Source organism: Enterobacter cloacae complex sp. SHL021 (assembly GCF_049237765.1).
GTDB classification, from domain to species: domain Bacteria; phylum Pseudomonadota; class Gammaproteobacteria; order Enterobacterales; family Enterobacteriaceae; genus Enterobacter; species Enterobacter cloacae.
Window position 1 is genome coordinate 170,760 of sequence record NZ_JBMKJG010000001.1, and the last position, 12,426, is coordinate 183,185.

The 12,426-nt window shown below is 54.3% G+C and carries 14 protein-coding genes; 5 read left to right on the plus strand and 9 right to left on the minus strand.

The window, feature by feature from the left end:
* Nucleotides 1–184: 184 nt before the first annotated feature.
* Nucleotides 185–637: a macrodomain Ter protein MatP gene (gene matP, locus ACOTZF_RS00730; protein ID WP_013097258.1), complete on the plus strand. Its 453-nt coding sequence runs from the start codon at nucleotides 185–187 to the stop codon at nucleotides 635–637.
* 63 nt (nucleotides 638–700) lie between these two features.
* Here the strand turns inward: matP and ompA are convergent, their stop codons facing one another.
* Both ompA and sulA read right to left on the minus strand, forming a co-directional pair.
* Nucleotides 701–1,756 carry a porin OmpA gene (gene ompA / locus ACOTZF_RS00735; RefSeq protein ID WP_028027914.1) on the minus strand — a complete coding sequence of 352 codons (1,056 nt, stop codon included), beginning with the start codon at nucleotides 1,754–1,756 and terminating at the stop codon, nucleotides 701–703.
* Between the two features lie 354 nt (nucleotides 1,757–2,110).
* Entirely contained in the window at nucleotides 2,111–2,620 is a 510-nt protein-coding gene (gene sulA / locus ACOTZF_RS00740; protein WP_013097256.1) for an SOS-induced cell division inhibitor SulA, read from the minus strand.
* 217 nt (nucleotides 2,621–2,837) lie between these two features.
* Between sulA and ACOTZF_RS00745 the strand changes: the two genes are divergently transcribed.
* Entirely contained in the window at nucleotides 2,838–3,464 is a 627-nt protein-coding gene (locus ACOTZF_RS00745; protein WP_038985580.1) for a TfoX/Sxy family DNA transformation protein, read from the plus strand.
* On the opposite strand, the gene yccS is transcribed toward ACOTZF_RS00745, so the two are convergent.
* Both yccS and ACOTZF_RS00755 read right to left on the minus strand, forming a co-directional pair.
* Nucleotides 3,421–5,583 (minus strand): YccS family putative transporter, encoded by a 2,163-nt coding sequence (gene yccS, locus ACOTZF_RS00750; protein WP_014831317.1) that lies wholly within the window; start codon nucleotides 5,581–5,583, stop codon nucleotides 3,421–3,423. The genes ACOTZF_RS00745 and yccS overlap by 44 nt on opposite strands.
* 19 nt (nucleotides 5,584–5,602) lie before the next feature.
* Nucleotides 5,603–6,049, minus strand: coding sequence for a YccF domain-containing protein (locus tag ACOTZF_RS00755; protein ID WP_013097253.1), 447 nt, complete (start codon nucleotides 6,047–6,049; stop codon nucleotides 5,603–5,605).
* Between the two features lie 122 nt (nucleotides 6,050–6,171).
* Here ACOTZF_RS00755 and helD point away from each other — a divergent pair, with 122 nt between their 5' ends.
* Nucleotides 6,172–8,226 (plus strand): DNA helicase IV, encoded by a 2,055-nt coding sequence (gene helD / locus ACOTZF_RS00760; protein WP_038985577.1) that lies wholly within the window; start codon nucleotides 6,172–6,174, stop codon nucleotides 8,224–8,226.
* An 83-nt stretch (nucleotides 8,227–8,309) separates the two neighbouring features.
* On the opposite strand, the gene mgsA is transcribed toward helD, so the two are convergent.
* A complete protein-coding gene (gene mgsA, locus ACOTZF_RS00765) occupies nucleotides 8,310–8,768 on the minus strand; it encodes a methylglyoxal synthase (RefSeq protein WP_013097251.1) in 459 nt (152 codons plus the stop codon).
* A gap of 80 nt (nucleotides 8,769–8,848) precedes the next feature.
* Complete coding sequence (gene csgI, locus ACOTZF_RS00770) at nucleotides 8,849–9,511, minus strand: curli synthesis inhibitor (RefSeq protein WP_023619904.1); 663 nt, start codon at nucleotides 9,509–9,511, stop codon at nucleotides 8,849–8,851.
* A 171-nt stretch (nucleotides 9,512–9,682) separates the two neighbouring features.
* On the opposite strand from csgI, the gene ACOTZF_RS00775 reads away from it, so the two are divergent.
* A complete protein-coding gene (locus ACOTZF_RS00775; protein ID WP_020689684.1) occupies nucleotides 9,683–10,099 on the plus strand; it encodes a CoA-binding protein in 417 nt (138 codons plus the stop codon).
* Between the two features lie 33 nt (nucleotides 10,100–10,132).
* Here the strand turns inward: ACOTZF_RS00775 and hspQ are convergent, their stop codons facing one another.
* Both hspQ and rlmI read right to left on the minus strand, forming a co-directional pair.
* Nucleotides 10,133–10,450, minus strand: a complete 318-nt coding sequence (hspQ, locus tag ACOTZF_RS00780; RefSeq protein WP_013097248.1) for a heat shock protein HspQ — start codon at nucleotides 10,448–10,450, stop codon at nucleotides 10,133–10,135.
* A gap of 60 nt (nucleotides 10,451–10,510) precedes the next feature.
* Nucleotides 10,511–11,701, minus strand: a complete 1,191-nt coding sequence (rlmI, locus tag ACOTZF_RS00785; protein WP_013097247.1) for a 23S rRNA (cytosine(1962)-C(5))-methyltransferase RlmI — start codon at nucleotides 11,699–11,701, stop codon at nucleotides 10,511–10,513.
* A 92-nt stretch (nucleotides 11,702–11,793) separates the two neighbouring features.
* On the opposite strand from rlmI, the gene yccX reads away from it, so the two are divergent.
* Nucleotides 11,794–12,075, plus strand: coding sequence for an acylphosphatase (yccX, locus tag ACOTZF_RS00790; protein ID WP_013097246.1), 282 nt, complete (start codon nucleotides 11,794–11,796; stop codon nucleotides 12,073–12,075).
* On the opposite strand, the gene tusE is transcribed toward yccX, so the two are convergent.
* Nucleotides 12,072–12,401, minus strand: coding sequence for a sulfurtransferase TusE (tusE, locus tag ACOTZF_RS00795; RefSeq protein WP_013097245.1), 330 nt, complete (start codon nucleotides 12,399–12,401; stop codon nucleotides 12,072–12,074). The two genes, yccX and tusE, sit on opposite strands and share 4 nt — an antisense overlap.
* Nucleotides 12,402–12,426 lie beyond the last annotated feature (25 nt).

The window sequence follows — 12,426 nt, forward strand, 5'->3', positions numbered from 1 at the left end:
TTGATGTTTTTTAGTCAGATGTAAAACCGTGGAGTATACCGTAAGCGGGGGGCTCTTCCCAAGCAGGATTGGGGTTTTCGGGAAGCGAATCGCCTGCAATGCTTCACAGGATATGATTTCTTTTCAGCAGATTGCTAAAAAACTGATATTCTGAACAGAGTTACGTGGTAACACTGAGATCGCAATGAAATATCAACAACTGGAAAATCTCGAAAGCGGCTGGAAATGGAAGTACTTGGTCAAGAAGCACCGAGAAGGGGAGCTGATTACCTGCTACATCGAAGCCAGCGCCGCACAAGAGGCCGTGGATATTTTGCTGACCCTCGAAAATGAACCGGTACAGGTGAATGGCTGGATTGAGAAACATATCAATCCGGCACTGTTGAACCGGATGAAGCAAACTATCCGCGCACGACGCAAACGGCATTTTAATGCTGAGCATCAGCACACCCGTAAAAAATCCATCGACCTGGAATTCATGGTCTGGCAGCGTCTTGCAGGGCTTGCGCAACGGCGGGGAAAAACGTTGTCAGAAACGGTGGTGCAGTTGATTGAAGATGCCGAGCATAAAGAAAAATACGCCAACCAGATGTCTACGCTGAAGAACGATCTTCAGGCGCTGCTGGGTAAAAAATAACTTTTGAGTTTCTTCAGATAATAAAAAACCCCGCATCGCGGGGTTTTTTTATAAGACGATAACTTAAGCCGCTGGCTGAGTTACAACGTCTTTAACGCCTTTAACTTCGATCTCTACGCGACGATCTGGTGCCAGGCAGTCGATCAGAGCAGCGCGAGCTTTAACGTTGTCACAGGTGTTGCCAGTAACTGGGTTAGATTCGCCCATACCACGTGGGGAGATCTTGTTAGCTGGGATACCTTTAGAGATCAGGTAATCAACAACAGACTGAGCACGTTTCTCAGACAGTTTCTGGTTGTAAGCGTCAGAACCGATACGGTCGGTGAAGCCCAGAACCACTACAGAACCGTCTTTAGGATCCAGGTTGCTCAGCTGGGTGTACAGCTGATCCAGTGCCTGCTGACCTTCTGGTTTCAGGGTCGCTTTGTTGAAGTTGAACAGAACGTCAGACTTCAGAGTGAAGTGCTTGGTCTGTACTTCTGGAGCTGGAGCCGGCGCTGGAGCAACAACTGGTGCTGCATCTTCCTGCTGGCCGAAACGGTAGGAAACACCTACGCTCAGCATGCCGTTGTCTGGACGAACACCAACGGTAGCACCGTCACCGATGTTGTTAACCCACTGGTATTCCAGACGGGTAGCGATGTCACGGGTCATAGCCCACTCAACGCCACCAGCGAATACTGGGGAAACACCAGTGTCGTGGTCGTCGCCAGCGATGCTGTTGCTGGAGTCAGCGCGCCATACCATGCCGCCCAGACGGGTGTACACGTCCAGATCGTCAGTTACTGGGTAACCCAGTTTAGCGGTCAGCTGAACGCCCTGAGCTTTGAAAGCGCCGTTTACGGTGTCGCCTTTGTATGGCATACGACCTAACCAGTCGTAACCCATTTCAAAGCCAACATACGGGTTAACCTGATAGCCACCGAACGCACCTGCACCAAGCTGGCTCTCGTGAGTCGGGCCATCATTGTTCAGGCTGCTGTTGTACCAGCCGGTGTCGTGGAACTGAGACCAGCCCAGTTTACCACCTGCATACCAGGTATTATCTTTCGGAGCGGCCTGCGCTACGGTAGCGAAGCCAGCCAGTGCCACTGCAATCGCGATAGCTGTCTTTTTCATTTTTTGCGCCTCGTTATCATCCAAAATTCGCCATGAAAATCTCAATCGAGAATCACGGTTAAATCCTTCACCGGGGGGCGTGGTCAAATATAAATCTACCGATATCTTCGGCTTAGGCCGAGCACCCCTGGCGATGTAAAGTCTACAACGTAGCTGCAAACTTACAAGTGTGAAGTCCGTCAGGCATATGAAAAAAAAAGTTCCGTATACCGATTATTTAACAATTTCTGAACGAAATTTGTGCAATAAAATTAAGAAGAACCGCACCAGACAAGCCTTGCCGCCGTTTTGGACGATGGAACTAAAAGCGCATCTTAAGGTCGAAAAAAATTCCAGGAAAACTCTTAAATTTGCTCAGTGATACAAATTTGAGTGAATTTTTAGCCCTGAAAGTTGTCCTCTGCGGTAAGAATCCTGGCGAACCGGGCGCATGATAAAGCCGATCGCATTGCCTTCTTCTGCCGCTTCGGTGAGGCGAAAATGTTCCTGCTCCGTCAATTCGTCTGATAACCATCCAATCACCACGCTGTAATTCCCTGTACGTAATGCCCGGATCATCGACTCAACCGTATCGCAAGGAGAGAGTTGATTAATTTGCATGACCTTCGTCAGCGGCAGGCCTGCAGACTGAACCCATTCCCGGCTTAGTTTCTGCTGCGGCGTCAGCCAGAGCTGCCAGCGCGATTGCTGACCAAGCTGCTGCAAGAGCGGCAGTAACAGAAGTTGGGTCAACAGGGGCTGGTCTTCACGATAAACCACTTCACTGATAAGCCCTGTCGAAACACGCCCGACGGCGTTCTGTGCGACATCGCCAGCGGTAGAAGAGAAAGATGTTGAGCGATTTGCATAGCCTGAAGTGTACATAATCATTCCAGCCCTGTAGTTACTGTATGAATATACAGTAACCCCTGTATGCATAAAGATCAACCTCAATTTCGGAAAGCGACTCGCAAAATTCATTCATTCCTGGCGAACCTGAAAAAATCATCTTGCTCATCGGCAATAAGTTGCCTATTTTCCTGTTAACGGATCCGTTAGTAAGAAATGTCGTCGTTAATATCTGATTTTTAATGGAAATATCATGAAAAAGATATCTTATGAACGGATTTATAAATCCCAGGAATACCTCTCTCCATTAGGAGAAATTCATCATCGTGCGCTTTTTGGTGGCTATACCCTGGCCGTCGATGAGGCGGTGTTTGCCATGGTGTCAGACGGTGAGCTTTACCTTCGCGCCTGTGAGGAAAGTGCGAAGTACTATGTAAAAAACGGATCCTCCTTTTTGACCTTAATGAAACGCGGCCGGCCGATCCTTCTCAACTATTATCGTGTGGATGACGGTCTCTGGCAGGACAGGGAGCGGCTGCTTCAGCTTTCCTCTTACGCGCTTAATGCCGCGCGTAAAGAGCGCATACAACGCTACCAGCGAAACCGGCTAAAGGATCTGCCCAACCTGACTTTTCAGCTGGAAGTGCTGCTCTGTGAAGCCGGGATTACCAACGAAGATACCCTCCGGTCGCTGGGAGCCAGAACGAGCTGGCTAAAGCTGCGGGCAAAAAATAAAGCGCTCAGTATCAAAGTACTGTTTGCCCTGGAAGGGGCGATTGAAGGCCTGCATGAAGCGGCACTCCCGGCGGAAATTCGCCGGGAGCTGACGGAGTGGTTTAATGCGCTGCCTGAGCCACAGGAGAATCGCTCCTCCAGGTAGCGATTTGCTGTTGCAGTCGGCAAATTTCTGGCAGCAGAGCGATAAGCAGACCAATCTGCTGGAGAACCAGCGGCGCTTTGCTGTCGTTTCCTGGGTCAAGATGCGCAATCCGTTGAGCCAGTTCATCCAGCGCCTGCTGGACACGCGGTTGATCGGCTGGGCGGTGATGTAGCGCATCATCGACATAGCAGACAGCATCATCCAGCAAGGCAAGGATGCCCGGGTTTGTCAGTTTTTCGCGGTGGGCACCGAGCGTTGAGATATAGCTGGTGAAGGTATGGTTCAGGCACAGCAGGCGGAAAGCCGTTTCACGAATTTCTGCCGTGGCGCGCGGCTCCGTTGACATATTAGAGACTACGGAAGCCAGTTCAGCATCGCTGTTATGCGCATCACGTCGGGCAATGCGGTAAGCCAGACGGTTATCGCGTCCCTGGTGGTACTGTTCAAGAATGGCATCCAGATAGCGGCAGTTGGCATTCATCGCCCTGTCCAGGACGCGCGGCAAATTACGAAAACGCCAGTCGGGCCAGATAAAACTCACTGCCGCCCAGGCGATAGCACAGCCGAGCAGCGTATCGATCACGCGGGGCAGGGCAACTTCAAACCCTTCGCCCAGCAGATTAAAGCAGAGTAGCACCAGCAGGGTGATGAACATCGTCGCGTGGGCGTACTGCACATTACGAAAGGCGAAGAACAGCACCCCGGTGATTACGATGAGGATCAGCTGGCCTTCCACCGAGGGCACAAAATAGAGCACCGGTAGCCCGATTGCGACCCCCACCAGCGTGCCGATAATACGCAGCGCCAGGCGGTGTCGGGTGGCGTTATAGTTCGGCTGGCAGACGAACAGGCTGGTCAGCAGGATCCAGTACCCGTGGTGTAAACCGGTGATCTGGATAAAGGCGTAGCCCACGCACAGCACCAGCGACATGCGTACCGCATGGCGAAACAGGGCAGATTCCGGCGTAAAGTTTCGGCTTAGCCGGAGCCACATATCGCTAAAACTGTGCACGCTGTCATCCGCGAGCTGACTGTCCGCCTCATTGCCCGGCAGCGCCATGGCCTGTTCAGACTCAATCGTTGCCAGCTGAGCATCAATCGCCCGCAGGTTATTGAGCAAAAATCCCAACGCTTTAATGTGCTCCGGCGACGTTCCGCTGGCTCGCACGCGGTCAATTGCCGCATCAAGATGGCTGAACACGCGTTCAAAGCGTGGATCGTGTTGATAAGGCGTGCGCAGCAGAATGGAGCGCGCCAGCTGCTGGCACGCCTGGGACTGCATGGAAAGCAGACGCTGGAAGCGGAACATAACGTCGCTGTAGCGAAACTTCTCGCGCAGGGCCGCATACTGAACATGAGACGAGCTGGCGCGTTCATGAATATCCTGAGCGGCAAAGTAATAGTGCAGCGTTCTGCGCGTCCCTCGCTGGCCACGGTCGCCGCGAAGCCGGGTAAGCAGCGACGCTTTTGTCTGGTTAAGCGTGGCGACAAGCTGGCCGTTCGCCAGAGCCAGATCGTAGAGCGGAGCCTGGCTCTCCTCTTCGATATCCGGGTCAAACAGCCGGGATTTGAGCTCAAGATAGTGGGCCAACTGCTCGTAACTGCGGGCAAGGTTATCCTGCAGAGGACGAACCGGGAAGATCAGATGGCCGGTTAACGTCAGCAGGTTATACCAGATGGCCCCCAGCAACAGCAGTACAGGCTGCTGATACCATTGGTCGTAAAGTGACACCCCCAGCATGGTGTAGATGGCAATCAGCAGGGCGCCAAACGCGATGGTGGCATAGCGCTGCCCCAGCCCACCCAGCAAAATAAACCCGCTGGTGGAAAGCGTAAGGCCTAAAGCAAACAGCCACGGCCACGGGAACAGCAACTCCACGGACGCGGAGGCAATAAAAAAGCAGACAAGGGTGATGACCAGGTTGCGCAGACGCCCGGCAAGGCGATCGTCGAGATCCGCCAGCGCTCCCGCAACCACCCCCAGCGTGAGCGGAATGGTGAGCTTGACATCGTTCAGCCACCACGGCAGCGCAACCGTGCCGCAAAGTGCGATAAAAATCCTGACGTTATAGAGCCAGGAGCTGTTCCAGGTGTAACGGCGAAGCAGTGGGCTTAGCATAGACGCGGCCAGTCCTTAATCACTGAAAACGACGACGTGCATTCGCTTCACGCGCCGCCTGGGCCACTTCGACCGGAACTACCCTGCGCCCGACAGGCCACAGAGCGATGGCGGCGATCTTAAAGTTCGCGATCCCCACCGGAATACCAATGATTGTGATGCACTGCGCAATACCGGCAAAAATATGCATTACGCACAGCCACCAGCCGAAGAAAATCAGCCACAGAATGTTCAGCACGGTTCCGCCCGTGTTCATCAGCGCGCTTTTATTCTCCGGGTTCAGTTCGTCAACGTGAACCGCTTCATTCCCGTAAGGGATAAAGGAGAGTTTGGTGATTTCCCAGCAGGAGCGGGTCAGGGGAAGCGTAAAAATCAGGACGATGCTCACCAGGGTGGCAAAAAGCCAGGAAAGGGTGGTGGCAAAACCGCCCAGCACAAAATTCAACACATTCAGAACGGTACGCATAAACCCTCACTTCCTTTCGATAAAATTAACGCCCAATGATTGTAACGTTTTTTTAGGCTGGAGCACCTTAAAACTGGCAGTTAAACTATCAGGCAATCATCTCTTCGTGGATCCGGCTGGATATGGAACTGAAAGCAACTTCAATGGGCAAACGCCTGGCGCAACACCCTTACGACAAGGTTGTCCTCCTCAACGCGGGAGTAAAGGTCTCCGGTGAACGCCACGAATACCTCATTCCGTTCAATCAACTCCTGGCCATCCACTGCAAACGCGGGCTGGTATGGGGCGAACTGGAGTTTGTGCTCCCTGCAGATAAAGTCGTACGTCTTCACGGTACGGAGTGGGGCGAAACCCAGCGTTTTCATCATCATCTGAACCAGCTCTGGCAGCAGTGGAGTCACGATATGAGCGTGATAGCCGCACAGGTCCTGCAGCAGGTGCTGAGTGATATCGCGCAGAGTAATGCCCAACAAACGTGGCTGACCCGTCAGCAGACCGCCGGTCTGCAGCAAAAAATCAGGCAGGCGCTGACGGCGCTGCCGTTACCGGTGACGCGTCTCAATGAGTTTGATAATTGCCGTGACGCCTGGCGACAGTGTCAGGCCTGGCTGAGCGACGCAGACAAGAGCCGGCTGGCGCATAACCAGGCGTGGACTGACGAAATGCTCACCCGCTATGCCGATTTCTTCAGTACGGTGGAGTCGTCGCCGCTGAATCCTGCCCAGGCTCGCGCCGTGGTTAACGGCGAACAATCGCTGCTGGTGCTCGCGGGGGCCGGGAGCGGCAAAACGTCCGTACTGGTCGCGCGGGCGGGGTGGTTGCTGACAACGGGCGAGGCCGTCGCCGATCAGATCCTGCTGCTGGCGTTTGGTCGCAAGGCGGCGCAGGAGATGGACGAACGCATTCAGGAGCGTTTGCACACCCGGGATATTACCGCCCGAACCTTCCATGCCCTTGCCCTGCACATCATTCAGCAGGGCAGCAAAAAAGTCCCTTCCATCAGTAAACTGGAAAACGACACCCAGGCGCGTCAGGCCCTGTTTATTAAGGCGTGGCGGCAGCAGTGCAGCGAGAAAAAAGCGCAGGCGAAAGGGTGGCGACAATGGCTGGAAGACGAGCTCAACTGGGACGTGCCGGAAGGCAGTTTCTGGCAGGATGAAAAGCTGGCGCGACGGCTTGGCTCGCGTCTCGACCGCTGGGTGAGCCTGATGCGCATGCACGGTGGAACGCAGGCTGAGATGATTGAGAGTGCGCCGGAGGACATCCGCGCGCTTTTTTCAAAGCGGGTCAAACTGATGGCGCCGCTGCTGAAAGCCTGGAAAACGGCGCTGAAGGAGGAAAACGCCGTCGACTTCTCAGGCCTGATCCATCAGGCCATCATCATTCTGGAGAAGGGACGCTTTGTCAGCCCGTGGAAACATATTCTGGTTGATGAGTTCCAGGATATCTCTCCGCAGCGTGCCGCGCTGCTTTCGGCGTTACGGGCGCAAAATAAACATACCTCTCTGTTTGCCGTAGGGGATGACTGGCAGGCCATCTACCGCTTTAGCGGCGCGCAGCTTTCACTGACCACCGCGTTCCATCACTATTTTGGCGAAGGCGATCGCAGCGATCTGGATACTACCTACCGCTTTAACTCCCGAATTGGCGAAATTGCGAACCGCTTTATTCAGCAGAACCCCCATCAGCTGGCCAAGCCGCTTAATAGCCTGAGGGCGGGAGATAAAAAAGCCGTAACCCTGCTGGCGGAAGACCAGCTTGAGCCGCTGCTGGACAAACTCAGCGGCTACGCAAAGCCAGATGAACGTATTCTGGTACTGGCGCGTTATCACCATCTAAAACCTGCGGCGCTGGAGAAGGCGGCGACTCGCTGGCCGAAGCTGCAGCTTGATTTTATGACCATCCACGCAAGCAAAGGCCAGCAGGCCGATTACGTCATTGTGGTCGGGCTGAAAGAGGGGAGCGATGGGTTCCCGGCCCCTGCCCGTGAGTCGGTGATGGAAGAAGCATTACTGCCGGTACCGGAGGATTTCCCGGATGCCGAAGAGCGGCGTTTGCTGTACGTGGCGATCACCCGCGCGCGTCATCGCGTGTGGCTGCTGTTCAACAAAGAGGAGCCGTCAGTATTTGTCGATATTCTGAAGAGTATTGATGTGCCGGTGGCGCGCAAGCCGTAGCGGGATTGCCGGGTGGTGGCTTCGCCTGACCCGGCCGACAAAACTCGTTGGCCCGTGCAAGCGTAGCGCCGCCGGGCATAACGCTACTTCAGTCTCTCGGAAAGATAACGCTGATAATCCGGGATGAGAATTTCAACCGGCGAGTTGAACTGCGGTGATTCAATGATGAAATCCGCCGTCGACAGGTTTGTCGCCACCGGAATATTCCAGACGGTGGCAAGACGCAGCAGCGCTTTCACGTCCGGGTCATGCGGAACCGCATTCAGCGGATCCCAGAAGAAGATCAGAACATCAATTTTCCCCTCAGAAATCTGTGCGCCCACCTGCTGATCGCCACCCATCGGGCCGCTCAGCATGGCGTTCACCTCCAGACCCGTTTCGCGGTGGATAAGGTTACCGGTGGTGCCCGTCGCCGAGAGGGCGTGCTTTTCCAGCAAGGACTGATGGCGACGAACCCAGTTAAGCAGCATTTGTTTACAGTGATCGTGCGCAACCAGCGCAATGTGCTTGCGTGCCGGTAATGTGCGTGTTGTCAGTTCCATAATCATATCCATCAGGTTAACTGGCTACACGATGACGGGAACCGCCTGATGCTGCAAGAGAAAGGCGAAAAAAATGTGGCTTACGACGAAGGTTGTTGCTTCACCCACTGTAAAAAGCGGGCTCGCGTGTCGGGATCGGCCTGCTGAAACCAAAATTTCAGGCGTTGTTCTGTCAGCGTCTGGGATTGAGGGGGGATCACATCCAGCTCTGAGACGCCGGACAGCAGTGTACTGTCGTCAGCCATCATGGAGGCAAACCGGGGCAGCGAGGCGCGCTTACCCGCTTTGTTATAGGCTTGCGTTGCGGCCTCATAATCTGTGCCCGTCGATGACGACGTCAGCGCCAGAATATCCAGCTTCACCGGGATCGGGGTGGCATCGCCATCCACCAGTTCCACACGCGGCGAGGCGTCAAACGTCGCCGACTCTTTTTCTGTTTCCAGACGCGGCAACGTAAAGTTCACCTGGCTTACCTGCTGGGTGTTAAAGCTCATAATCAGCGGAGGAGAGAGGTACGTTCGTTGTTCATGATTAGCAAGGCGGATGGTTTTTTCCACCCGGAACACCACCTGATGAGGGCCGTTATCCAGTTCGATGCTGTCGGCACCGCGTAATAACGAACTGGAGACTTTTTTCCCGTCCAGCACCAGCAGGTCAATGTCAGAAGAAAGCCGCAGCGTGGTTGCAAAAACGCAAACCGGCATCACTAACGCAATCACAGCAGTGGCAAGGCCGGCTTTCATAGGGGCTCCTGTTTACGTTCGCTTACCGCGATAATGTATCTAAATTTGTCGATAATCATGTTTACTAACATATAGACATATTCTGGCCTTTTGCTCTCATACATCTGTATGGGATGGATGGTTGAGATGTGCGCTTTGACATACACTTGTTAAAAAGCCAGGAGGAAAAGCATGAAAGAGAATGATATTGCCGAGATTTTGACGTCCACACGCACCATTGCGCTGGTGGGGGCGAGCGATAAACCGGATCGTCCAAGCTATCGGGTAATGAAGTACCTTCTCGATCAGGGCTACCATGTTATCCCTGTGTCACCAAAAGTGGCCGGTAAGACCTTGCTGGGCCAGCCAGGATACGCCACGCTAAACGACGTACCGGAAAAGGTGGATATGGTGGATGTGTTCCGTAATTCCGAGGCTGCATGGGGCGTGGCGCAGGAGGCCATTGCCATCGGTGCGAAAACGCTGTGGATGCAGTTAGGCGTTATTAACGAACAGGCTGCGGTGCTGGCGCGCGAGGCGGGGCTGAAGGTAGTGATGGACCGCTGTCCGGCGATTGAAATCCCCCGGCTGGGGCTGACAAAGTCATAAAAAAAAGCCCGTTATCGGGCTTTTTTTACACGCTTAGTTCCGCAGGCGCGGAGCCTGTAACTGTTTGCGGATAGTCTGAGCCAGTTCATCCATCGTGGGTTGCTCCGGATGCTCATCCTGCAATTCACTGCTTAGCTGCGCCTCAGCAAGATAAGTATGGACGGGTTGTCCATCATCACCTTCCATCACCACATGGTACCAGGGTGCGGCGCGAAGCTCTGCGTTCACCGCCAGCTCATCCGCCGACGGTTCATCAAGGGAATACTCCGGGTCGATATCCACGACCACACCCAAATACCCGAGCAAAGTGTGGCGGACCTGCTGGCCGATACCGAATTTGCTGGCAATCATAGTCACCTCCCGGGAAACACTACTTACACTCTATGTGCGGGCAATATTTCTCTTTTCAAGTTACATGACGCGACAGGCAAACCCTTTCAGATACAGCCCTTCCGGGTAGGTAGCGATCACCGGGTGATCGGCTGCCTGACGGAACTGCTCTATAAATTGTACATCACGACCAGCATCTATTGCGGCATCGGCGATGATTTTCTGAAATAAATCTGTGGTCATCAGTCCAGAGCAGGAGAAGGTGAGCAGCACGCCGCCTGGGTTCAACAGCTGAATGGCCAGCATGTTGATATCTTTATAGCCGCGGCAGGCACCCATCAGCTGGCTTTTGTTCTCCACAAACTTGGGCGGATCCATCACGATAACGTCAAACTTCTCACCCTGATCGCGATATTTACGCAGCAGTTTGAAGACGTCGTCGCGAATGAATTCGGCTTTGCTCAGATCCAGCTTGTTCAGCTCGACGTTCTGTTTTGCCACATCCAGCGCTTCCTGAGACGTATCCACGCTCACCACCTGCGCGCAGCCGCCCATTAAAGCCGATACCGCAAAGCCGCCGGTGTAAGAGAAGCAGTTGAGCACGCGTTTGTCGGCAACGTACTGACGCGTGGCCAGACGGCTGTCACGCTGGTCGAGGTAATAGCCCGTTTTATGACCACCCTGAATATCCACCAGCAGCTTCATGCCGTGTTCTTCGATAGGCAGCAGGGCAGGCGGCAGTTCGCCGGTCACCGGACCCTGGGTCAGTTCCATTCCCTCTTTTTTACGCACAGCCACATCGCTGCGGTCATAGATGGCGCACTCCGGGAACAGAGACTGCAGGGCGCTTATCAGCGCGGCGCGCTGGTATTCCGCCCCAGCGCTCAGTAACTGCAGGACCAGGAAGTTACCGAAGCGGTCAATGGTCACGCCCGGCAGACCGTCGGACTCTCCGGCAATCAGGCGGTAGCTGTCCAGACCATCGCGTTTGGCCAGCCAGTCGCGCCACTGCTGCGCCTGCTGCAAACGACGCACGAAGAAGTCGATATCGATGGTTTCATCTTTGTCGAAGGTCCAGACGCGCGCGCGGATCTGGGAGGCTGGCGAGTAGGCGCCTCGTGCTAACCATTTCCCCTGATGGTCAACAATATCAATGGTTTCACCGAGGCTGGCTTTACCTTCCATACGGGCAACCGCGCCGGAAAAGACCCAGGGATGACGGCGCAGTAATGACTTCTCGCGCCCTTTGGCCAACACTAAACGTACACTCATAATTTGCTATTCTGTCGATTCAAGAAAATGGCCGCCATTTTCCCGAGTTCGCCGGGGAAATGCAACGCGCCAGACGGATAAGGAGAAGGAAGATGTCAAAAGTCTGCACTATCGCCTGGGTTCACGGCGTCGTTCAGGGCGTGGGCTTCCGCTACAGCACGCAGCGCGAGGCCGTTCAGCTTGGGCTAACGGGATATGCGCGAAACATGGATGATGGCAGCGTTGAGGTGGTCGCCTGTGGCGAGGCAGAGCAGGTTGAAAAACTGCTGGCGTGGCTGAAAGCGGGTGGGCCGCGCAGTGCCCGGGTTGATAAGGTCTTAACCGAACCGCATCAACCCGGCCGGGAATACATGAACTTCGGTATTCGCTACTAAATGCATTTCACCGGTTTAGGCAGGCCGGCAATTTTGGTGGCCTGTTTGGCCGGGCCTTTCGGGAACAGACGATACAGATAGCGGCTGTTGCCTTTCTCTTCACCGAATTTATTGGCCATGGCTTTAACCAGCATCCGGATAGCCGGAGAGGTATTGAATTCGAGATAGAACTCGCGCACAAAGCGCACCACTTCCCAGTGCTCAGGGGAGAGCGCGATCGCCTCTTTTTCTGCAATCACTTCCGCCAGCGCCTCGCTCCACTGGTGGCTGTCTTTCAGATAACCGTCGTTATCGGTTTCGATCTCTTTACCTTCAAAGCTCAACATAGTTATTCACGCATCAGTCAAAAAC